The organism is Nostoc sp. (genome assembly GCF_036917355.1).
Taxonomy (GTDB): Bacteria; Cyanobacteriota; Cyanobacteriia; order Cyanobacteriales; family Nostocaceae; genus Nostoc.
This window is the reverse complement of the sequence record NZ_JBALDP010000110.1, coordinates 16,625-39,235: the sequence shown is the minus strand read 5'-3', so window position 1 is coordinate 39,235 and position 22,611 is coordinate 16,625. Positions and strand designations below refer to the sequence as shown.

The following is a 22,611-nucleotide window of genomic DNA, read 5'->3' as shown; positions in this document are numbered from 1 at the left end:
TAGTCATGGCTCAAATCAACACCCTTGTGTTGAGTTTAACCATTGAGTTTAACCCTCTTGACAAGATTCTATTTTTCTTAACTTGACACCAATGGCATCTTGCCCGCCCTAGTTATGCGAACTCTAAATTTAGTTCTTCAATAAGACAAAAGCTGTTCATGAGCGATCGCCCACTATGGCTGAAACAAACCATTCTGTTTTCTCAGGAGAAGGTGGCATTAAATTTCCGTTCGAGTTATCTGATTGGCTGCGATCGGGTTTCATTAAATTTCCGTTCGAGTTATCTGATTCGGTCTGATAAGGTTTCATACCCCATCCCATAGCCAAACATTTTTGCCGAAGTTTGCGATAAGCAAGAGATAAGTTATCGCAAGGAACGTGAACTTCGTCTGACAACTTATCAGGGACTGCCATCGGATATTCAGACTCAACCACTCCCTTATCTTCCATTACAACTTTGTAAGCTGCTCGTTGAAAGATGCCATCAGCCCAAGGGAAAGTTAGAAAACTGCGGAACTGAATTCGCTTGGTTATAGTGGTGCGATCGTCAACAGGAACATGGACAGTAAAATTAACCAGCTTGCCACGACCGAAGTCAACCACTAAGCGAGTGATATTGGGCATATAAAAGCCTAGAGTCACCTTCACATTGGCTTTCAATGGGCGAAACACAAAGGCGAAAAGGTCTTTTGCTTTGGTGTAATCTCTGACATTAACTTTGGCGTGACCCTCCCAGTCCCCTACATTCAGCTCGTAATCTTCCATTTTTTGCTCTAATGCAAACCCATTGCCGAAGGACTTGGAATGAATAATAGATACGTGAGACATATCCATATCATTCTCTAGCGTGCGGGTGTAGTGAGCATTCAGTTCGTATTCAAAGAAAATTTTCTGTAGACTTGGGTCTTCAAATTCTGGCAAGGGTGGGATTGGCGGACGTTCTTCTTCTGGTAAGTCTCCATAAAATAGCCAGATAAAACCGTATTTTTCCTGGATTGGATAGCTATCTACACGAGCATTCTTGGGAATAGGAATTCCGGGTTGATTAGCAGGAATATTAATACATTTCCCATCTGCTTGAAACTTCCAGGCATGATAGGGGCAATGTATACAATCATCTTTTACCCAACCGAGAGATAAGGCAGCACCACGATGGGGACACCGATCTTGGAGAGCTATCAGTTGTCCTTTAGCGTTACGGTAAAAGACTAATTTCTGATTTAATATCCGCACTTGCTTGGGCTTTGTAGTAACGGCGGCGCTGAACTCACAAGCGTACCAGAAGTTTTTTAACATACTTCCTTCCTGTTATTGCTATTAAGAATCATGGATTTTCTTAAGTTACGCTTTGAGCAATAACTTCTTCAACTTTTGTATGGACTTCAATACTTTCAAGTCTCATTTGAGCAACTTGGAAATGTTCCCGGTTCAGTTGAGCAACATTGATGTTTTTTGCTCCTATCTCTACGGTGCTTATTGATAGAGAGGATGTTTGAGCAACAAAATTAGATGATATTTCGGCAACAAAACTAGATTGCACCTCTCCTGTATCTAGATTAAACAACTCTTGCAGAACTTGGAGGACAAGGCGTTGAGCTTCTACATCTCGCTGCGTCCGCAGTTGCACCATCGGTTCGTGGAGAATTTTGTTGATAATCCTTTGAGTTAAGGCTTCGACGGCTTCTTGATGTTTTTTAGCAAAATCAGACCCCATACGGGACAAAGCTTTTTCTAACTCTTGTTCGCGAATTTTCTCCAGTTTGTCCCGTAAACAGCTAATAATGGAAACGGTTTCTCGCGATCGCAACCAAGTTTGAAATGCGTCTAAATCCTCTTGGATTAATGCTTGCGCTTCTATTGCCATTAGCCGACGACTTTCTTGATTCTGGGCAACGACGCTTTTTAAATCATCAACATTAAATACTCGCACGTGAGGTAACTCATTAACGTCCGCATCAACGTTACGAGGCACTGAAATATCGACCAGCATCAAAGGCTGTTCGGGTTGCAATGCAGCTTTGAGTTTGGCTTTATCGAGTAAGGGTTCAACTGAAGCAGTGCTGGTAAAGACCAAATCTGAAGCTGCCACTAAGGACATCAATTCAGCGAGGGGATAATATTGCACTCCAGCATCACTAAATTGATTCGCCAATTCCTCAGCTCGTTCGACGGAACGATTGACAATTGAAATTTGAGTTGCGCCTTTAGAGATTAGATGTTGCACCAGTCGCCGAGCCATGTTGCCAGCGCCGACAATTGTCACTCGGCAAGCCGATAACTTCTCTACTTTGATTTGGGCTAATTCTACTGCCGCAGAGCTAACCGAAACCGCACCCGTACCGATTGATGTCTGTGTTCTCACCCGCTTTGCAGTGGTAACGGCTTGCTTGAACAGCTGATTGAGGATGCGATCGCCCTGATTGTATTGCTGAACCAGTTGGAAGGCGTGTTTGACTTGAGCCAGAATTTGCCCTTCTCCCAACACCAAGCTATCCAAACCGGAAGCAACTTGCATCAAATGCTTAACAGCGTCTTGCTGTAGCAGGGTAAACAAGTATTGCTGCAAGTCTGCAAAAGGCAGTTTACTGTACTCGCAAAGAAACTCTGTCACCTCTTGAGCTGCCCGATCTATCTGGTTTACAACTACGTAAATTTCTAAACGATTACAAGTGCTAAGAATGGCAGCTTCTTCAATGTGAGAGTATTTACACAGCTGGGCGATCGCGTTTTCAATTCGTTCTTCTGGAATACTCAGTTTTTCCCGAATTTCAACCGGAGCTGTTTTGTGACTAAGACCTACAAGTGCGATATTCATGTTTCCTCCTCTGAAGTTTGTCTTCTTCTAGAGCCTCGGTCAAGTAATATGGATGGTTCTAAACAAGATGATTGAGAAGTGACTTATACTGCGATCGCAGACTTAGTAGCAACATTCTCAACGAGTTGGTTTTCCTGTGGTGCGATCGCTGGATGGGCAATCTGTTCGTACTCAAAAAAGCCAGAGTTAAATATTCCTTTGGGATCGTACTTACTTTTGATTTGATTAACTTTTGGCCAGTAATCGCCAAATTGGCTTTGCCACTGTTGAATAGTAAAATCTATCCAGCAAGTTAGATATCTTTTTCCGCCCATCTCTAAACTCAGGTTACTGAGCTTTTTCAATTCAGCTAAGATGGGTTGAACTTGCGATTTCGGAATGCTGGGATAAATTCCAAACCCAAAAATCAGTTCTTCCTCTTGCGGTAAACGAAACATGGGCATCGTGTTATTCCGGTTTACCAAGCAAAAGCAGCCCATTTGCGCTTTACTAATATCGAGAAAAGAAGGCAACTGTTTGAGAGCCGTTTCAATGTAATTTTTAGCAGATGAGGCTGGAAGAAAAACATCCATCCAAGGGTGAGCGATATCCTTACTATCTACTTGGATCATCGGTTCGATGAATTGTGAAAATCCCAAGTCTTCAGTATGGATATGACGGTAAAAATTTAAGCCAGCAAGGATTTCTTTGTCATCAATAGCGTCAAGAGAATTTGCTTCAACAGTAATCCGCAACGTGTAAAACCATTGAATCAAAGGTTGCATTATTCCTGTTGCTCTGGATACTCCTTGCAAACAGGGAACTGGGAAAGATACGAGATGATCGACCCTTTGTTCGGTTACTAAAACCCGTTTGTCATCCAAAAGAGCATCTAGGTTGTCATAGAACAACAAATACGTGCGGGTTTGGGAAGGGTAAACTTTGAGTTTGTGCTGAACTTGGGTAATAATTCCAAACTGACCATAACCGCAAAGTACGTGATTAAAAAGTTCGCTGTTTTCTTCAGGCGAACACCAGAGAATATCACCTTCTGCGGTTACGACTTCTACACCAAGACAATTATCAGCTTGATTTCCGTAACGAAAAGAGGCTGCACCTATACCACCCGCAGAATGAGTTCCTCCTACAGAAACACCAAAATAATTGGTTAGTACGGGAGGAACTAAACCATCAGGAATACAAGCATCAATTACTTGATTCCAAGAAGTCCCCGCATCAGCTTTAAACCAGAGTTGGTCTTTTTGGATATCTCGAATTTTATCGAGATTCCTCATATTTAAAACGATTCCATCTTCGTTTAAAGATTGACCGCCTAACGAATGTCCCGCAGCGCGTGAAGAAACTACTAATCCTTTTTGAGCGGCATATTTGACAGTTTGGGCAATATCGTTAGCGTTTTGAGGAGTAACAACAACTTGGGGAGACTTTTGGAATATACCACCAAAATCTTCGGAAACTTCTGTCAAAATTTCTGAAGCGCTGCTGACTTCACCTGCAATCAAATGCTTGAGGTCTTGAACAATACCATTCATAAAAGTTACGATCCTTTAGAAAGAGATGTTTTTAAAAGATTCATCCCAATCTGCAAGATTTTAGGAGTCAAGCGAATCAGATCGAGAATATGAGAGAACAAGCTCGGTGTTTTTTGTGGCTTTACTTCTACCCCTTTGGCAGGTCTTTCATACTTGAACATACAAACGCAGTCACCATCTGCCTGCTTGCTAATAATTGCGGCTTTCATCCCAGGAAATGCTCTCCTAGTTGCTTCTTGTTCCATCTCGCAAATAACTCGGCAAGGGCTTTCAAGTCCATATTCTTTGGCAATTGAAAGAACCGGGCAAACTCGTTGAATTTCTAGTGCAGCATCTTTTCCTTCTTGGGAAATATCTACGACTTGCATTTTGAAGCCCATGATCCGAAAGATCGGAATTGCATCAGTAAAGCCTTTGGCTATGGTGGTATTGTCAATGAAAGCACCCATGAACGCTTTTTGATGACCAGGGTAGGCTAACATCATTTGTTCAAATGCTGCATCTTCTCCAATTTCATCTGACAGCTTTTTGTAGGCTGCAAATCGATTCCTAAACATACTTACTGCTTTGGAGGAATCCATTTGCATCACATCGTTCATGGTAATGTCGCCAATACCTATAACGTTATCCATTGCCAGTTCTCCGTGTTTATTACTCATTTAAATTACCTAAAAAAACGAGCTAATCAATGGCTGATTACTGCTAACTTTTAGATAGCGATCGCCAGAAACTTTTTTGCTCCTATAATCCTACGATTGACTTCAGGGATAGCATGTCCTTGGTGATTCAGGACTAGTATGAATTGAACTCCAGAAGTATAGTAAAATGATCGTCAACGTTAGGTATCTGCTAGCAAACATACACAGGAATACAATGTCAACTTCTTGCAGCTGCTTGATGGAGAGATGACTCAACCATTGAACTTGGAAAAACTTGCTAATTTCAGTTTTGAAGTTGGCGAATTCAGTTGAGTTAGACCAGCGAAATAATTTGTTAATTTTTAGCAAAATACTTGTCGGCAATTTTTCCATAAACACCTTGTTACTTCCTATTTAGAGGCTATCTCTAAAGAAATGTAAAGAGTAAAAAATGGGCGCTTGTTATACCATTTCACTCAATTCTTGATACAAATTACTTTTCTTACTTTCCCTGGCTCAAAAGGCTGCCATCTGTATCAATCTTCAGGTGAAACGGTATTAGCCCTCTTTTATCACTTTGGGAGAACCCAATTACTGAAAGCGTTTCAGAGCTTTAATCTCCAGGTTTTGGTTACAAATTTTAGTTCCTGTTAGAAAATAAACACTCAAAGCTTGACTCAATCAAAGTTTCGGAATCTTGCTTCGATTATTGTTTTCTGAGAGTAACAAAACAGGGTTAGGATTTGGGTAGCCAAGATTTTTGATCGGCTGCTGTTTTCAAATCTGCTCTTGAGCGTCTTTACACCCATTCCTGGGGATTTCTCAGTACCTCTAGAAGCTTTGCTTCTTGGCTATCAGCCGTGGGTTGGTCATTATAGTTCCAAAAAGCTTCTCCAGGCATACAATTAAGAACACTTTGTGTACTCACGATGCCGCTTTCCAATCCGAATCGAACACCTCTGTCATGCAGTAGAATAAATTCGGCATAACGTCCGCGTCTGATGCGCTGCCAATATTTATCCTGTTCTGTAAACTCCATATCCTTACGTTGTTTGACAATCGGAAAATAAGCAGGGATGAAAGCTTCAGAACAAGTTTTTACGAAGGAAAGTAGAGTTTCGACATCGGAATGTTGTAAATTGTCAAAGAAAATTCCACCTACACCTCTACACTCACTGCGATGAGGAAGATAAAAGTATTCATCACACCACTTTTTCAAGCGTGGATAGAGTTCTGGATCGTGGCGATCGCAAGCTGCTTTATGTACTTGATGAAAATGAACTGCGTCTTCTTCAAATAAGTAAATTGGTGTTAAATCACCTCCACCGCCAAACCACCAAGAACCAGGTTCAGTGCCATCACCCAATTGGAAGTAGCGATAGTTAACGTGTGCTGTCGGTATCATGGGATTAGATCCATTAATGACAACACTGGTACTCGTAGCGAAGAAAGAAGTACCTTTTTGATCTGGCGTTATAGTTGTTGGGTCAGCCATCACAACATCCGATCCTCGGAAGGTGACACCAGGAGGTAACTCACCTTGCATTGATACGTAGTTGATACCTACTTTTTCAAATACATTCCCGCTCCGCAGCGACTTGTCGATATATATAGCACCATTACTGTTTTCACCTTGTACCCATTGGCCTCTTTCATCTCTTGTCCAGCGTTGTTCGTCAAGTTTACTTCCATCTATTTCCTCAATAGTTTGGCAAACATTATCGAACATATCTAGCAAAAAACTTTCAACTCTATTACTAATTGGTGGTTGCTTGACTGCTGGATTTTCAAGAATTTGAACCATGACAACTGACCTCGTAGTGACTAAATAGTTATTTGCAAAAAAGGAATTTTGGAATCTAGAAAAATTGGACGTTGATTCTCAACCTTTCATCTTGAAGTTGCATTGATTAAGTATGTTTGCTCTGTAGCAAAATTCTGGGAAGGAAAGAGCTAGCATTTCGCGTTAATTACTTTTGGTTTTCGCGTTACCTAAGTCCTTTCGCTATCTATCTTTTTACTTTAGTCAGGTTTTTACTAGTGAAGATATAGAATTTTAGGAAAATTATAAAGAAAATATTAAAAACGTAACTGCCTAGTTAAGAGAAGAAAAATAGGATAACTTCAATAACTATAACCAGTCACACTTCAAATCAGTATTTGATATTATTTTGACTTAACTAAAAAATAAGTTATTATTATCTAATATTTAACTTAAGCATAATCCATATCTCAGTCTTTAGATAGAAGACAGACTATTGCTGTAAATTATTGGTATTTGTACTATTTTTTTAGCTTTTTCAAAATCCGATACTTCCAGAAAATAAAATATACAATTACTTGAAATGATAATCATTTTTAAAAGCGAAAAATATGCAAGATAAATATCTGCACTCAAGAGCAACTTAGGAGCAGCCGCACCGCCTACTACGAATGAAATAAACACTTTCTTTCCCTACTCTCCGTATTTCTTGAAAGTGCAGTAAGACATGGCTTTTTTAGTTAAATGTATCCATAAAGTAAGTTTGACTGACTAACTTAACAACTGGATGCTTATCATTCCCAGTCATAGTTTTAGCAAAATATAATGCTGTTTAAACCCCATCAAAAATATTTTTATTCCAATGATTCTCTAAAATTCAGTTTCGGGTATTTTTTTGAGGTTTAATCTTGGCAATCGGCTTGAGGCAATACCCTAAATTATTTAACTTGACACGAATTGTTTCCGAAGTTGGTAATTCTTCATCATTATAACCAAATTTATCAATTAATTGCTGTCTCACTTCAGCAACAGAAAGAGGTGTATACAGTCTTTGGCTTTTACAACTTGGGTCTAGTTGGCTTTGTAAATCGACAATTTTTTTTATATCTTCTAAAAGATTTGGTAGTTTTGCTTCTGCTTTATAACGCCCTCTACTTCGATAATTATCCACACAAGTGATATTAGTCGTTAGTTCTTTAATTCCTTTACTAATAGTTACACGATTCCATCCTAACTCTCGCTCCGCTAGAGACTGTCCTCCGTGTCCTAATGCCACAACTGTTTGTGCTATAAATTTCCGCTTTTTGGCACCTTTTAATTGCTGTGCAGTTTCCTTCAACAACTTTTTCAGTGAATCCGTTAATTGTATTGACACCTCTATCTACCCAAAAATCCAATCATCATTAAATTTACTACAAAAGGGGAGAGAGAGGCTAGGAACGGCAATCTCTCCTGTCCTTATATTATAATGATTATCATTATTGTTTTGTATATTTTATTTTCTGGAATTTTCTTAAAATGCGTGCAGTGTTGTCACTACTAAATAACTTTTTTCTTAACTTCACTAGTCTTTACTGGTGAAAATTTTTAGAAAACTTACCCTAGATCACAAAGGACTTTTGAACTTTCGTTTTTTTTAACCTGGATGTATAAGGAGGAGCAAGAGTCATATACGGTGATTAAAGGTAGTATGCCGAAAGCGCTTAAGTTTCGGTTTAAAGCGCTCTGTGCACAATATGGATTAAAGATGAGTGAAGTCTTGGAAGTATTAATCAGCGAATGGGTAAAGGCTGATGGCCCAACTTCTTCTTTCATGACTAACACCTTAGATGAAGACCGAGACGATATCACGCATATCAAGGCATACATTCCCTCCTCCCTGAAGATACAATTTAAAGTTCTTTGTGCTCAAAGAGAGGTTATGCAACGCTTTATCCTCCACAACCTTATTCGTGAATGGGTAGAAACAACCCATGAAAATGAAAGAAACTTGCCATGAATCTATTATTCCGTTCAACTAACATCGACAAACCTAACAAAAGTAACCAATTAAGTCTAAAGAGTAGTAATCCCTTTATTCAACTGATATTTAACAGGGACACTATATCTGAGACTCGTAAGCTTCTAGATAGAGCTATAGTATCTGCTGCCAAAGATACATTACCCAACTGCAAGCCACCTGCCTTAACTCCCTCCCATTGGATCTGGCAACTTGCCGCTTCCTACCATTTAACTCACCATACTGCGCTATTAATGGAAGAAGCAGCTGGGCGCTTTGCTGGATTGGGACGCTGGAGTTTAGCACAGTGGGCAGCACAGAAAGCTCGTGAAGAACAAGGTCACGATCGCCTCGCCTTGCTTGATATTCAGTCGATGGGATATGAGGCGGAAGCTGTAGTCAAAGCACTCCTTCCTCCGACTGCTATAGCTTTGCTGAATTTCTTCACTCAGAGCGTACAAGCAGCAGATCCAATTGGTTGCGTTGGGTATTGCTATACAATGGAACGTCTAGCAATGAATATCAAAGCAGAGCATATCCAACAGGTGGAAGCGATACTACCACCTAATACCTATGCTACTCGCTGCCTGCGAATGCACAGTTGTTTAGGTAGTGACGTAGAACATGTGGAAGAGACAGTTAAAATAGCGGCAGCACTAACTTCAGAGGAGCGCACTAACATAACTGTCGCCTGCTATGAAACTGCACTGTTGTACTTCAGCTCGCTTAAGGAGAAGTATATATCAGAAGTGGAATTACAGCAGGTATTGAACCAGTTGAGGTTAGATCCTTGTAGTCAGAATAATTCTATTCCTCAATACATTTGCTAGTGCAGAGAGCGCTGAACAATGATTAATGTGTTGGCGTTGCAGAGAAAGCGGAATGATTTAGCAAATTATAAAATCTCTCCGTCTGCTTCCCCTGTACAAGAACTGCCTAAGAACAGCTTGCTACAATTCATCCACTTGTTGTGGAACGCCAATTTGTTTAACCAATTCTTAATCACATACTTGAAACAACCTGAGGAAAATACAATGAACGTCGCAATCAAAAGCATTGGGCAGCAACTTTTTGGCTGGAAATCTTTTAGATACTTCTTGAAGCACAACTTCGAGACTTGGTTTCAAGTTCCAAATGACGACGAAATTGAACTGGAAGACTTTTTGAAAGATCAATTCGACCAAGGACTATTTTTTAATATTCCTTCCTCTTTCTAAGCTCTCGTGAGAGGTTAAGATAAAGCGTATTTTGTCAATCAGTCAAAATACTCTCTAGGACTCAGTAGAGCGAAAATAGCGATCGCTTGGGCGCGGGCACTCCGCGCCATCACTCAATTATTAAAGCAAATAATACATAAGTTTTTCATCTTATTTAGGTGATTATCTGAAATTAGATAATCACCTAAATAATTACTAGATGTTAACGCAATATTTACAGCTTTTTAACCTCTCTTTATACAACCATAGCTATATTGCGATTGGTAAGTTTTACTGAATTTCTGTAACTTTAGCAGAAACAATTGTAGTTTGTTTAAACAAATAAATAGTAACAAATGAAGAAGTCTGATTTTCTCAGGGCTATTCTAACTATTGCTGTACCAACAGCAATATCTTTCACTCTGCTTAATTATCTACAAAAGCCACTAACAGCCCAAACCTCAAGCGTTCATCTAAGAATGGGCAATCCTAGTAATGCTGGCAGTAGTTACAGTAATCTTTTGTTGAGCAAATCTCAATACGCAGTTTCTTACAATTGCTATAGAGGGACATCAAATTGGGTAAGTTGGCAGCTAAACACATCATGGCTAGGAAGCGCACCTCGCCAAGATGATTTTCGTGCAGATACTACATTACCTTCAAGCTGCTACCGAGTCAGTTCTTCCGATTACACTGGTAGCGGTTTTGATAGGGGACACATGACTGCTTCAGCAGATAGGACAAATACAGTTACCAATAACTCTGCTACTTTTTTAATGACGAATATAATTCCTCAGTCACCTGATAATAATCAGGGTCCTTGGGCTGCACTAGAAAACTATTCTAGAGACTTAGTAAACCAGGGCAAAGAACTCTATATTATTTCGGGTTCCTATGGCATCGGTGGAACTGGGTCGAATGGAACAAAAAACACAATTGCTAATGGTAACGTTACAGTTCCGACCAGAACTTGGAAAGTTATTGTAGTATTAGATTCATCAAATTCGACTGCTAGCAATGTCACTACTAACACAAGAGTAATTGCTGTCAATATGCCAAATACACAAGGTATCAGAAATGTGGATTGGAGAAACTACAGAGTTAGTGTTGATTCTATCGAAACGAACACTGGTTACAATTTGCTCTCTAATGTCTCTACATCTGTTCAAAGTACAATTGAAGCTAGAGTTGACAATTTGTAAGAATAGTTAGCTTACTTAAAACTTAAAGCCTGTCTGTATTGATAGACAGGCTGACGATTTACGGGTTAGGTTTCTACAACTTTTGTCGAAATTCCGGCTAAATCTCCAGATGGAGTTTTACCAACAATATAGACATCAATATTTATCGTACCTATGCGATAAATATTGATATCAGTGAAGGTGTCTTGTAGCATTTTGACAAGTGATTTAAACTTTGGCACATTTTGTTTTTGTATTTCATCGTGCCATTCTTTTTCTTGGGTGCAGTTCCGAAAAAAATAATCTAGTTCTATTTCTTCAACTGATGTTTCTTGAGGATGTCCTGTTAACTGGAGAAGTTTTTGAGCGGTCATTGGTTCTTGCGCTTGATTAGACCACAAAAAAGCTTCAAAAGGATACTCTGATTCACTTATCATTAACAAACCATCGGAGGCTTGTTTAAGTTTTTCCGTAATCTCGTTAGTCATAAAATTTATTTATGGTTATGAGCATTGATTTTTGAGTTAGCCAATCAGAGAATTAAGATTAATTTGGGTAGGTCAACCTTAATGAAGATTTCCAGAATTATATCCTCTGTCTTTCAATCCCTATTTGCAATTAGATAACTGGTTAGAGTAGCAAAATCAAAGCATACCTTGATTTAGTAATGAGTGCGATCGCTAGATATGATTTTCAAAATGCTTTAATGCGACTACTTTGTTTTACAAACAGCTTTACGGCTAAAAAAAGTCGAGTTTTCACTTCTGTTTTGTATTACTAATCACATATTTTTGAGCAAATCTTATGTATGCAGGGGGATTGTTTCGCTTACCAGCAGAAAAACCCGTTTTTTGAAATACCTTGGTAAATCAGATTTATTTGCTACTTTTGATGATACATTCCTCACTTAGTCAAAAAAGATTTAATCCAGATGATAAATATTATTCTATATACCCTATAATTTTCATAATCACGGTATCCATGTAGAAATACCGTAGATTTAGGGGTGATTCTAATGAGCAAGTCGCAACAACCGACACAATTAAGTAAATTCCTGAGTGAGGAGATGCAGACTTATGCAATGAAAGCCTTGCGGACTATGCAACTATCGTATCAACACGCAATTAGAAGTTGGTTGGATGGACGCAGTATTCAAAGCTTTGTGAGTCTGTTTTTAATAAGTATTTTTTTGAGTATAGCAGTTGCCTCCTGTTCAGGAAGCAGTTCAGCTAGCAAAAATGATGTTAAGTTAAAACTCGTTTCATTCTCTGTCACCAAAGCCGCTCATGACCAGATAATTCCCAAATTTATCGAAAAATGGAAGCAAGAACACAACCAAAATGTCACATTTGAGCAAAGTTATGGTGGTTCTGGCGCTCAAGCGGCTGCTGTAATTGACGGTTCGCAAGATGCAGATATAGTACATTTGGCACTTCCCCTGGATGTCAGCAAAATTCAGCAAGCAGGTTTGATTAAATCAGGTTGGGAAACCAAAGCACCGAGAAGTGGTATTGTTAGTAGATCGGTTGCTGCGATCGTTACTCGCCAAGGCAACCCGAAAGGCATTCAGACTTGGGCAGACTTGGCAAAAGATGGCGTGAAAGTGATTGCCGCTAACCCAAAAACTTCTGGTATTGCTATCTGGGAATTCTTAGCTTTCTGGGGTTCGGTAACTCTAACAGGTGGAGATGAAGCGACAGCGTTAGATTATGTCACCAAAGTTTATAAAAATACCCCGACTCTAACGAAAGATGCCCGTGAGGCCAGCGATTTATTCTTCCAAAAAGGTGAGGGAGATGTCTTAATCAACTACGAAAATGAGGTGATTTTGGCAGGTAAAAATGGGACGAAGTTGCCTTATGTTGTACCCCAAGTCAATATTTCCATTGACAATCCTGTGGCGATAGTTGATAAAAATGTTGATAAACACGCTACAAGAGAAGTTGCACAAGCATTTGTTGATTTTCTTTACTCCACAGAAGCTCAACGGGAATTTGCCAAATTACAATATCGTCCTGTTAACCCTAGCGTTACCCAAGAAGTAGCATCACAATATCCGCCAATTAAAACTTTATTCACATCTCAAGATTTAGGTGGTTGGGATATTATTCAGAGCAAGTTTTTTGGAAATGGGGCAATATTTGACAAAATTCAAGCTGCGAACAAAGCATGATATCTCTTTTATCGTGCTGCATTCTCTACATTTTGTAGCTAGCCAAGCATAAGTAATTCTCAGTCACTTTATCTCAGTGGATAATTTATGAGCTTTTGTAGCCGATTTAAAAATAGCTTTTTCTTAACATCTTTAATGCTTATTGCCAGTAATATCACTGCTTGTAATAGCGGAGAAGAATTGAAAAGTCAAGTCAGTATTGATGGTGCTGCTGTAGGTTTTCCTGTTTCTTTAGCAGTTGCAGAAGAATACGAGAAGGTGAAATCTGAAGCTAAAGTTAGTGTTGCCTCAAGTGGAACTGGTGGTGGTTTTAGCAAATTTTGTAATGGCGATATTGATATAGCTGGTGCTTCTCGTACCATTAGAGATGAAGAAATAAAAAAATGTAAAAGTAAGAATATTGAATTTGTCGAGTTGCCTATAGCTTTAGATGGTATAGCCGTAATTGCTAATCGCAAAAACAACTTCGCCAAATGTCTAACTATTAAGGAACTGGGCAAAATTTGGGGCGCAAAATCAGACGGTAAAATCTTGACTTGGAATCAAGTTAATCCGAAATTCCCTAACGAAAAGCTAAAGCTGTATGCTCCAGCTTCTGATACTGGAACCTTTGATTATATGACTCAAGCTGTGACTGGCAAAGCCAAGAATGGCCGTACAGATTACACCCCTAGTCACAATCAAAATCTCCTAGTACAAGGCGTATCAGGTGATGTATCAGCCTTGGGTTATGTCGGGATATCTTACTACATTCAAAACCAAGAAAAACTCAATCTAGTTGCTGTAGAAAGTCCTACAGGAAAGTGTGAAAAGCCAGTTCCTGTAGATAATGTCATCAAAAATATCTACACACCTTTGTCTCGTCCTCTGTTCCTCTATGTCAGTAAAAAATCCTTAGATACCAAGCCAGCAGTCAAAGAATTTGTAGATTTTTATCTAGAAAATTCTTGGAAGTGGGTAGATAGTGTTGGTTATGTGGCATTACCAGATGAGGCTTATGTCAAGGTAAAACAAAAATTTGCTACTGGTGAAACGGGGACAAAATTCAAAAAAGCAAAACCAGGTGAACCAATCACAAACTTTATTTAACTAAAGTTCTGGTTATTGTAGTCTGAATGTAGTTAAAAAATTAACTGTTTATGCAAAATCTCAATTCTCAAGACGATCCTTATCTACTATCCAGACAGTCACTGGATAAAAATCCATCTGAAGATATTTCTGAAAAAATTGTTGCAGTAATTTTATTTGCTTGTGCTTTAGTTTCTGTTTTGACGACTTTTGGGATTGTCGTAATTATCTTTCAAGAGACATTTGGTTTTTTCCAAGAGGTTTCCTTTGCTCAATTCTTTCTTGATACTAAATGGACTCCTTTATTTGCAGAAAAACATTTTGGCGTTTGGCCCTTAATTAATGGCACTTTCTTAACAACAGGTATTGCAATGGCAGTTGCTATTCCTTTGGGGTTATCCTCTGCTATTTATTTAAGTGAGTATGCTCAACCCAAAGTAGCAGCAGTTTTACGTCCAGCAGTGGAACTTTTAGCGGGAATACCAACAGTAGTATATGGTTACTTTGCGCTATTGTTTGTCACACCATTGCTACGGAATATTATCCCTCTGGAAATATTCAACGCCTTAAGTGCAGGATTAATGATGGGGGTAATGATTACTCCTACTGTTGGTTCTATCAGCTTAGATGCTATTAAAGCAGTTCCCCGCTCTTTACGAGAAGGCTCTTATGCTTTAGGTATCACGAAATTGGAAACCATTTTTAAAGTAGTTCTACCAGCCGCGCTTTCTGGAATCATTGCCTCAATTATATTGGGTATTTCTCGCGCTGTGGGTGAAACAATGACTGTTCTCATCGCCGCCGGACTACAGCCAAAGCTGACTGTTAATTTTGCCGAATCTATAGAAACAATGACAGCTTACATGGCACAAATTTCTGGAGGAGATAGTCCGCGTGGTAGTCTAAATTTCAAGACCTTATATGCTGTAGGTGCTGTTCTGTTTATAATCACCTTAGTTTTGAATATTGTTAGTTACTGGATTGCAAATCGCTTTAAAGAAAAATACGATTAATTAAGTATGGCTACAAGTTATCAACAAGATGATTCTCTAAATTCGGCGGTAGAATTTACCGATAATGTTGACAGTAGGGAGACATTAGGGAAAGTATTTGAAGTAATTTTTTTGTTAGGATTGCTAATTGGTTTATTTATCCTAACATTGCTACTTTTTGATATTTTGAAAGACGGACTAGGTAGATTTTTATCGCCCGGCTTTCTGACCGAAACTCCTTCTCGTTTTGCTGACCAAGGTGGTATTCGTCCTGCAATTATCAGCAGCGTTCTTTTAGGAACTGTTGTGATTTTGGTTACTGTTCCTATTGGTGTCGGAGCAGCTTTATATCTAGAAGAGTATGCACCTAAAGCTTGGTGGACAGCGATTATTGAGATTAATATCAGTAATCTTGCAGGTGTACCTTCTATTGTTTATGGATTGCTGGGTTTAGGAGTTTTCAATTATCTCCTTGGGTTTGGCCCCGCTTTGATTTCTGGTGCATTGACTTTATCTTTGTTGTCTTTACCAGTAATTATTGTCACCTCCAGAGAAGCAATTCGCGCCGTCCCGGATTCTCTGAGAAATGCTTCTTACGGATTAGGTGTCACCAAATGGCGAACTATCAGTAGTCATGTCATACCTTATGCTATTCCTGGTATTTTGACAGGAGTGATTATTTCTGTATCCCGTGCAATCGGTGATGCAGCATCTCTAATTGTTGTCGGTGCTGTGGGTTTTCTCACTTTTGACCCTGGTTTGTTCCAGAGATTTATGGCATTACCCATTCAAATTTACAGTTACATCACTCGTCCTGAACCGGGTTTTGCTGATGCCGCAGCCGCGACAATTATTGCGTTGTTACTCTTGATTTTAGCTTTAAATGGTGTAGCAATTTATATCCGACAACGCTTTTCAATACGTTAGATAATTAAATATCTAATTAGATACTTTCACAGAATATTAGGAGATACGCTTTCATGACTTATAGCAATAGTAGAAGTAAATCAGATAGCGCCACAATCGAACAAGGTAATAGCGTTTTCAATGTTGAAGGTGTGAAGGTCTTCTATGGAGGATTTCTAGCACTTTTAGATGTTTATTTAAAGATTCCTGACAAACAAATTATTGCTTTTATTGGGCCTTCAGGATGTGGGAAAAGTACCTTACTGCGTTGCTTTAATCGGATGAATGATTTAATCCCTGGTGCTAAGGTTGAGGGTAGGCTGAATTATCGCGATCGCAATATTTACGATCCTAAGATAAATTCTGTAAAATTACGCCGCCAAGTCGGAATGGTTTTTCAAAGGCCGAATCCTTTCCCCAAGTCAATCTACGAAAATATTTCCTTTGGCCCGCGTGCTAATGGTTATAAAGGTAACATCGACGAATTGGTGGAAGATTCCCTCAGACGCGCTGCTATCTGGGATGAAGTGAAAGATAAACTCAAAGAGAAAGGAACTGCATTATCTGGCGGACAACAACAACGGCTTTGCATTGCCCGTGCGATCGCCATGAAGCCAGATGTATTATTAATGGATGAACCATGTTCTGCTCTCGACCCAATTTCTAGCCGCCAAGTAGAAGAACTCTGCTTAGAACTCAAGGAACAATACACCATCATTATGGTGACACACAATATGCAGCAAGCTTCTAGAGTCGCAGATTTCACGGCTTTCTTCAATACAGAAATTGACGAGCATGGCAAACGTCGCGGAAAATTAGTTGAGTTTAATCCGACAGCGCAAATGTTTAGTTCTCCTCAAACCAAAGAAGCTGAGGATTATATCAGTGGACGCTTCGGTTAAAGAGATTGTTCTAAGTATTTAGAATAATAGACAACCTTGTACAATAAGGTAAAACTTTGTACAGGGTTTTGTTTTGTGATACCAGACTCACTAAAATAGCGATTAGTACATTTATACTCAAGTGACAAACAGGTACGAGATTACTGAATACAAAGGATATTCAATACAAATCAAACAAACTCCAGAAGACAAAATGACTGGGGAGAAATATTGGACTTTTAGTTTTGGAAAAAATGGACAGCCTCTTTTACCTGTAGGTAAAACGTATGGGGGATATGAAGTAGCGTTAGCTGAAGCTAAAAAGTTAATTGACAGGCAGATTACAAATCAATAAAAAATCAAATCATGTCTAACCATATTCCTTTATTGCCAAATAAACTGTACAAAATCACTACTACGGCAGGTGAATCATTAGGAGATTGGTTTTACTTTAATGAAACTACTGAATCTCATATTTTTCATTGTGCTGCTGTTCACGGGATAGAAATGAAAATTAAAAAAGAAGCAATGTCAGGATTGGAGATTACCAACTGATTTTTGATTGGTAGGTTGGCGATCGCGCTTTTGGCTAATCGGTAGCTCAATACCTTACGGACAGCGTATTTAGGAAGATATCGTCATAAGGGAATATCGATGAATGTCAAAACTGCTACCCCAGATGATGTACCACTGATTTTTTCATTCATTCAGAAAAAAGCAGAGTTCGATCGTAATCTCGGTGAGTTTTTCGATGTGCTGCGAACTAGCGAACAGAAAATATATAAAACCCTCTTTATATCTGTTCCTTTTTCCTATGTATTGTTTGCAGAGAATTCAGAGCGTGAGGTTGGCTTTTCGAAAAATGATGAGCTGATGTTGCTTTGCATTAGCTTAATTCTGGAAAATATGCTGAGGCTTAATAGTCCGAAGTTGAAGTAATATTTAGGATTAGTACTTATACTGTATATTATGTTTAAGCTTTTGTCCTTGGCTTTAGTTACAGCTACCATTCTAGTAGCAGCAATCAATAATCCCAGTGCTACTTTAGCTCGAACTTGTGCCTCTAAATGTGGGTCGCACCCAATTCAGTTTACACCTGGGCAACACATCCGAGTTGAAGTTGTAAATAGCACACCCAACCTGATTAAAATCCAAAAACCTTCTGGGACTGATGCAATATCCTTAAGTCCAGGGCAGAAATTAAATTTAGGACAAATAGAAGGTACAGAACCAAATACATCTCTGATATTTTGGAGCGAAAAAGGTTTATCACTACAAGCAATTGTCTCTAAACTTAACTTTGGCACATTGCGACTGGAACTCCGTCCAACTTGGCGCTCTCCGGGCGATCGCTCGTTATATATTATGGATGATGGTAAGATAAACGTGTTTTAGATAGCAAATTAATGTTATTAGTTATGAGTTAAGAAACAACTTTCAATTCAACACTCATAACTGAAAACTCCTAACTCGTATTGTGCTAGACCGAGCTGTATCTGAACTATCAAAGCCTCGCAGGCGCTTACCCGATCAGCGTTGGCAAATTTATCCACAAAAACCAGAATTTGCCCAAAATCTGGCGGTTTTGACAAATATTTCACCGATTGTCAGCCAGTTGTTGATTAATCGGGGTATGGAAACACCAGAACAGGTACAAGCCTTTTTAGATCCAGAGTCTTTAGTTTTGCCTTCGCCGTTAGAAGATTTCTCAGATTTGGCAATTAGTTTGGAGTTGTTGGAAAATGCGATCGCTTCTCAAACAAAAATTGCTATTTGTGGTGACTACGATGCTGATGGGATGACTAGCACTGCTCTACTTTTGCGTAGTCTCCGCACTTTAGGCGCACAAGTAGATTATGCTATCCCCAGCCGGATGCACGAAGGTTACGGTATTAATAAACGCATAGTTGAAGAATTTCACCGCGAAGGTGTGGGATTAATTCTGACTGTAGATAATGGTATCTCTGCATTTGAACCAGTTGCGAGAGCTAGAGAACTTGGTCTTGCAGTGATTATCACCGATCATCATGATATCCCCCAGAAATTGCCGCCAGCTAACGCTATTCTCAACCCTAAACTAATAGCTGAATCCTCACCTTATCGGGGTGTTGCTGGTGTTGGTGTTGCCTACATCTTGGCAGTTTCTCTAGCACAACAGCTAGGGCAGACTAAGGGCTTGATCCAGCCAATGCTAGCACTTTTTACGCTAGGAACGATCGCAGATTTAGCTCCCTTAACTGGTGTAAATCGTCGCTGGGTAAAACGTGGTTTACAACATTTACCCAAATCCCACTTACCTGGTATACAGGCGTTGATTCAGGTAGGCGGCGTACAGGCGAGAGATGAGGGAGCAGGGGAGCAGGGGAGCAGGGGAGCAGAGGAGAAATTTTCTAATACTTCGACTTCGCTCAGTACAAGTCCAAAATCCAAAACTTGTACTGAGCGAAGTCGAAGTATCCAAAATCCAAAATCGCTCAAGCCTGAAGATATCGGGTTTCGTTTGGGGCCGCGAATTAATGCTATCGGTAGGATTGGTAATCCCCAGACTGTTATTGAATTGCTGACTACAGATGATATGGGAGTAGCGCTGGAAAGAGCAATGCAGTGCGAACAAATCAACGCTTCTCGCCAGGAGATGTGTCAGCAAATTGAACAAGAAGCGATCACTTATGTAGAAACAGAATTTGTTGCGTCTTTACAAAAAGACCGTGTATTAATTGTTGTTCAACCTAATTGGCATCACGGCGTTATTGGGATTGTCGCCTCCCGCTTGGTGGAACGCTACGGTGTTCCTGTGTTTATCGGTACTTATGAGGATGAAGAACATATACGCGGTTCTGCACGCTCAATTCCAGAGTTTCATGTATTTGAAGCTTTGGAATATTGTCACGATTTACTAGGCAAATTTGGCGGACACAAAGCAGCCGGGGGATTCTCTCTACCAGCAGAAAATTTACAGGTGTTGCGATCGCGTTTGATTGAGTTTGCTAACCAGTGTCTTGAACCCCAACATCTCAAGCCTCTGCTCAAAATTGATGCCGAAGTCAACCTCAATCATCTCAATCAGCAGCTTTATCAACAGCTTAATGCTCTACATCCTTGCGGTATGGACAACCCCGATCCAGTTTTCTGGACACCTAATGTTCAAGTGGTTGAGCAAAAAATCGTTGGCAAGGGTCACATTAAGCTGACAATTGCCCAAACTATTGATAATCAGGAGTATAAAATCAAAGCGATCGCTTGGCGTTGGGGCGACTATTTTCACCTACCATCGCGAGTGGATATCGCTTATAAACTACGAGAAAATTACTTTAACGGTAACACTAGCATTGAGCTAGAGTTGATAGGAGTCAGACTGCCAATTCAGATTCAACAATTTTTTGCTTCGCCACCTATCCAGTCAAGCACCACCTTTGAGTACAATCAGCGACAATATACTTGTGGTTTCTATAAAAATGGTATTAAAGCAGAATTAAGAATTAGAAATTCTGAAGGCAAAGTCTTAGCCATCCAGCCAGGACATACAATTGGTTTGCTGGGCACTAATCGTCAAAATGCTAAAGAAGTTGATATTTCTCAACCACAGTATGACAATATTATCCAAGCTGCCCTTCAGGCATTATCAGTACTGAGTGCTGAGTTATGAGTTATGAGTTATGAATTCTTAATTAACTTCTCACTCCTAACTCTTAACTGTTAACTCCTTAGTCAGCACTCAGCACTCTTATAGGTTGCCGTTGCGAAATGCCAGCACAAAAATTACTGCTGGGCCAGCAATCACGATGAGCGCCACGGACAACAATTGGAAAATAACTTCCCAATTGATACTGGTAAAAGCATTAAACAAGTCAGACACAGCGTCAAACATTTTTCCTTTTCTCCTCTCAATAGTCTTAAAAAATTCAATAACTTAAATTAGAAAACCCGAAATCGATCATATATGGCTATGGACTGTTAGATTTAATTTACTTAACAAAATTATAAGAAAAGATATAAAAACGTAAAATAGGGGGATTGGGATTAGGGGAGAGGTGATAGGGAATCATCTGTACCCTATTCCCTGTCTCCTATTCCCTTCTTCAATCCCTAATCCAAAATGTCAACTTGGCAATGTGTAAAGCAATGTGGAGCCTGCTGTAATCTCGATCCAGCAGAGCGTCCAGACTTGGAAGAGTATCTCTCACCACCAGAACTAGAACTCTACCTCAACATGGTAGGCGAAGGAGGATGGTGCGTTAATTTCGACCATACCACACGAGAATGTCGCATCTACCCCAATCGTCCGCGCTTCTGCCGTGTGGAATCAGAAGTGTTTCAAGATATGTATGGGGTTGAACCAGAAGAAGTCAACGATTTTGCTATTGACTGCTGTCGCCAGCAAATAGAAGGAGTTTATGGCGATCGCAGTTTAGAAATATTACGCTTCGACAAAGCTGTTGGCCTTTGACACCCAACCCTCCTTTTTTTGTGTGGGGTTGCAATTTATGACAAAAATCTGAGAAAATGATAGAAATATGAAAAGACCCTAGCAACCAAAACTACTGCTTGTGAAACTTGACTCTGTACCTTTGGAGATTTCTGGCATATCTCACACTGAGATCGAGCTAGAACTGAAAGATAGCAATGATATTAACTTAACTCCCACGATCGCTCCGTCAGTTCAGCCTGTAATTGCCGATAGTCCTCAAAAGCAGCAATCAGCACTAGTAGTTTTTGGTACGACTTTTGTAACCATTTTTCTAGCAGAAATTGGAGATAAGACTCAGCTATCGACTTTGTTAATGAGTGCACAATCTCATTCGCCGTGGGTAGTATTTATCGGCTCGGCGGCGGCCCTAATAACCACCAGCTTATTAGGTGTACTTTTAGGTAGTTGGATAGCCAGCCGACTCAGCCCAAAAACCGTAGAAAAATCAGCCGGCGTAATGTTGTTGGTAATTTCCCTAATGCTATTTTGGGATGTATTTACTAGTCATTAGTCATTAATCTCTCTCACTCCCCCATAAATAATATGGATTGGCATCTTTTAGGACTGAGCTTTATTACAGTTTTTTTATCAGAATTGGGTGACAAAAGTCAGCTAGCGGCGATCGCACTTTCAGGACGTTCTAATTCTCCACGTGCAGTTTTTTTCGGTGCAGCAGGCGCATTGCTGTTGACAAGCCTGTTGGGATCGTTAGCAGGGGGTGCAGTAGCTGAATTATTACCTACACGCGTTTTAAAAGCGATCGCGGCTGTAGGATTTGCCATTCTTGCCGCACGCCTGCTGTTATTTAACAATGAACCATCGGCAGATTCTGAACAAATACCTTAGAGAAGAATTCAGAATCCAGAATCTAGGAATCAGAATTATCCTTCGTCGGGTATTGGAACCCGGCAAAGTTTTTAACTAGTATCACTTAGTAATTCAACCCTTTAACAAGCTCAGTAACCATCGGACTCGAATTAATACTGAATTCTGACCGGAG

Annotated in this window: 24 protein-coding genes and 1 pseudogene; 17 read left to right on the top strand and 8 right to left on the bottom strand. The window is 39.7% G+C overall.

Annotated elements, in window-relative coordinates:
• Window positions 1–156 precede the first annotated feature (156 nt).
• The 6 genes and pseudogenes from V7K53_RS32715 to V7K53_RS32690 form a co-directional block, all read right to left on the bottom strand.
• A complete protein-coding gene (locus V7K53_RS32715; protein WP_335201639.1) occupies window positions 157–1,296 on the bottom strand; it encodes an aromatic ring-hydroxylating dioxygenase subunit alpha in 1,140 nt (379 codons plus the stop codon).
• Window positions 1,297–1,336: 40 nt separating this feature from the next.
• Entirely contained in the window at window positions 1,337–2,815 is a 1,479-nt protein-coding gene (locus V7K53_RS32710; RefSeq protein WP_335201638.1) for a glutamyl-tRNA reductase, read from the bottom strand.
• 83 nt (window positions 2,816–2,898) lie between these two features.
• Window positions 2,899–4,347 (bottom strand): FAD-binding protein, encoded by a 1,449-nt coding sequence (locus V7K53_RS32705; RefSeq protein WP_335201637.1) that lies wholly within the window; start codon window positions 4,345–4,347, stop codon window positions 2,899–2,901.
• A gap of 5 nt (window positions 4,348–4,352) precedes the next feature.
• Window positions 4,353–5,006 (bottom strand): L-2-amino-thiazoline-4-carboxylic acid hydrolase, encoded by a 654-nt coding sequence (locus tag V7K53_RS32700; RefSeq protein ID WP_334716584.1) that lies wholly within the window; start codon window positions 5,004–5,006, stop codon window positions 4,353–4,355.
• A 778-nt stretch (window positions 5,007–5,784) separates the two neighbouring features.
• Complete coding sequence (gene hemF / locus V7K53_RS32695; RefSeq protein WP_335201636.1) at window positions 5,785–6,789, bottom strand: oxygen-dependent coproporphyrinogen oxidase; 1,005 nt, start codon at window positions 6,787–6,789, stop codon at window positions 5,785–5,787.
• Window positions 6,790–7,623: 834 nt separating this feature from the next.
• Window positions 7,624–8,116: pseudogene (locus V7K53_RS32690) on the bottom strand (ISAzo13-like element transposase-related protein); the annotation flags it as partial.
• Between the two features lie 321 nt (window positions 8,117–8,437).
• Between V7K53_RS32690 and V7K53_RS32685 the strand changes: the two are divergent.
• The 4 genes from V7K53_RS32685 to V7K53_RS32670 all read left to right on the top strand — a co-directional run bounded on the left by V7K53_RS32685 (window position 8,438) and on the right by V7K53_RS32670 (window position 11,144).
• Window positions 8,438–8,746 carry a hypothetical protein gene (locus V7K53_RS32685; RefSeq protein ID WP_335052654.1) on the top strand — a complete coding sequence of 103 codons (309 nt, stop codon included), beginning with the start codon at window positions 8,438–8,440 and terminating at the stop codon, window positions 8,744–8,746.
• Window positions 8,743–9,576 carry a hypothetical protein gene (locus tag V7K53_RS32680; RefSeq protein ID WP_335201635.1) on the top strand — a complete coding sequence of 278 codons (834 nt, stop codon included), beginning with the start codon at window positions 8,743–8,745 and terminating at the stop codon, window positions 9,574–9,576. Before V7K53_RS32685 ends, V7K53_RS32680 begins: the two co-directional genes overlap by 4 nt.
• A 204-nt stretch (window positions 9,577–9,780) precedes the next feature.
• A complete protein-coding gene (locus V7K53_RS32675) occupies window positions 9,781–9,963 on the top strand; it encodes a hypothetical protein (RefSeq protein ID WP_335201634.1) in 183 nt (60 codons plus the stop codon).
• Window positions 9,964–10,298: 335 nt separating this feature from the next.
• A complete protein-coding gene (locus tag V7K53_RS32670; RefSeq protein ID WP_335201633.1) occupies window positions 10,299–11,144 on the top strand; it encodes a DNA/RNA non-specific endonuclease in 846 nt (281 codons plus the stop codon).
• 65 nt (window positions 11,145–11,209) lie between these two features.
• Here V7K53_RS32670 and V7K53_RS32665 read toward each other — a convergent pair whose 3' ends face one another.
• Window positions 11,210–11,611, bottom strand: coding sequence for a nuclease A inhibitor family protein (locus V7K53_RS32665; RefSeq protein WP_335201632.1), 402 nt, complete (start codon window positions 11,609–11,611; stop codon window positions 11,210–11,212).
• Between the two features lie 527 nt (window positions 11,612–12,138).
• Here V7K53_RS32665 and V7K53_RS32660 point away from each other — a divergent pair.
• The 10 genes from V7K53_RS32660 to V7K53_RS32615 all read left to right on the top strand — a co-directional run bounded on the left by V7K53_RS32660 (window position 12,139) and on the right by V7K53_RS32615 (window position 20,789).
• Window positions 12,139–13,296 carry a sulfate ABC transporter substrate-binding protein gene (locus tag V7K53_RS32660; RefSeq protein ID WP_335201631.1) on the top strand — a complete coding sequence of 386 codons (1,158 nt, stop codon included), beginning with the start codon at window positions 12,139–12,141 and terminating at the stop codon, window positions 13,294–13,296.
• 87 nt (window positions 13,297–13,383) lie between these two features.
• On the top strand, window positions 13,384–14,385 hold the full coding sequence (locus V7K53_RS32655; RefSeq protein ID WP_335201630.1) for a PstS family phosphate ABC transporter substrate-binding protein: 1,002 nt from the start codon (window positions 13,384–13,386) through the stop codon (window positions 14,383–14,385).
• A gap of 50 nt (window positions 14,386–14,435) precedes the next feature.
• The gene (pstC, locus tag V7K53_RS32650; protein WP_335201628.1) at window positions 14,436–15,377 is read left to right on the top strand and encodes a phosphate ABC transporter permease subunit PstC; all 942 of its coding nucleotides are present in this window, start codon (window positions 14,436–14,438) and stop codon (window positions 15,375–15,377) included.
• A 6-nt stretch (window positions 15,378–15,383) separates the two neighbouring features.
• The gene (pstA, locus tag V7K53_RS32645; protein ID WP_335201627.1) at window positions 15,384–16,283 is read left to right on the top strand and encodes a phosphate ABC transporter permease PstA; all 900 of its coding nucleotides are present in this window, start codon (window positions 15,384–15,386) and stop codon (window positions 16,281–16,283) included.
• 53 nt (window positions 16,284–16,336) lie between these two features.
• A complete protein-coding gene (gene pstB / locus V7K53_RS32640; protein ID WP_335201626.1) occupies window positions 16,337–17,164 on the top strand; it encodes a phosphate ABC transporter ATP-binding protein PstB in 828 nt (275 codons plus the stop codon).
• Between the two features lie 121 nt (window positions 17,165–17,285).
• Window positions 17,286–17,498, top strand: coding sequence for a hypothetical protein (locus V7K53_RS32635; protein WP_335201625.1), 213 nt, complete (start codon window positions 17,286–17,288; stop codon window positions 17,496–17,498).
• 11 nt (window positions 17,499–17,509) lie between these two features.
• Window positions 17,510–17,698: a hypothetical protein gene (locus V7K53_RS32630; protein WP_335201624.1), complete on the top strand. Its 189-nt coding sequence runs from the start codon at window positions 17,510–17,512 to the stop codon at window positions 17,696–17,698.
• Window positions 17,699–17,797: 99 nt separating this feature from the next.
• A complete protein-coding gene (locus V7K53_RS32625; protein WP_335201622.1) occupies window positions 17,798–18,082 on the top strand; it encodes a hypothetical protein in 285 nt (94 codons plus the stop codon).
• Between the two features lie 30 nt (window positions 18,083–18,112).
• Window positions 18,113–18,538 carry a hypothetical protein gene (locus V7K53_RS32620; protein ID WP_335201620.1) on the top strand — a complete coding sequence of 142 codons (426 nt, stop codon included), beginning with the start codon at window positions 18,113–18,115 and terminating at the stop codon, window positions 18,536–18,538.
• 82 nt (window positions 18,539–18,620) lie between these two features.
• Window positions 18,621–20,789: a single-stranded-DNA-specific exonuclease RecJ gene (locus V7K53_RS32615; RefSeq protein ID WP_335201619.1), complete on the top strand. Its 2,169-nt coding sequence runs from the start codon at window positions 18,621–18,623 to the stop codon at window positions 20,787–20,789.
• A 78-nt stretch (window positions 20,790–20,867) separates the two neighbouring features.
• On the opposite strand, the gene psb30 is transcribed toward V7K53_RS32615, so the two are convergent.
• Entirely contained in the window at window positions 20,868–21,011 is a 144-nt protein-coding gene (gene psb30, locus V7K53_RS32610) for a photosystem II reaction center protein Ycf12/Psb30 (protein WP_069068686.1), read from the bottom strand.
• Window positions 21,012–21,239: 228 nt separating this feature from the next.
• On the opposite strand from psb30, the gene V7K53_RS32605 reads away from it, so the two are divergent.
• The 3 genes from V7K53_RS32605 to V7K53_RS32595 all read left to right on the top strand — a co-directional run bounded on the left by V7K53_RS32605 (window position 21,240) and on the right by V7K53_RS32595 (window position 22,457).
• Window positions 21,240–21,590, top strand: a complete 351-nt coding sequence (locus V7K53_RS32605) for a YkgJ family cysteine cluster protein (protein ID WP_335201618.1) — start codon at window positions 21,240–21,242, stop codon at window positions 21,588–21,590.
• Window positions 21,591–21,690: 100 nt separating this feature from the next.
• Window positions 21,691–22,122, top strand: coding sequence for a TMEM165/GDT1 family protein (locus V7K53_RS32600; protein WP_335201617.1), 432 nt, complete (start codon window positions 21,691–21,693; stop codon window positions 22,120–22,122).
• Window positions 22,123–22,154: 32 nt separating this feature from the next.
• A complete protein-coding gene (locus V7K53_RS32595) occupies window positions 22,155–22,457 on the top strand; it encodes a TMEM165/GDT1 family protein (protein WP_335201616.1) in 303 nt (100 codons plus the stop codon).
• Window positions 22,458–22,611 lie beyond the last annotated feature (154 nt).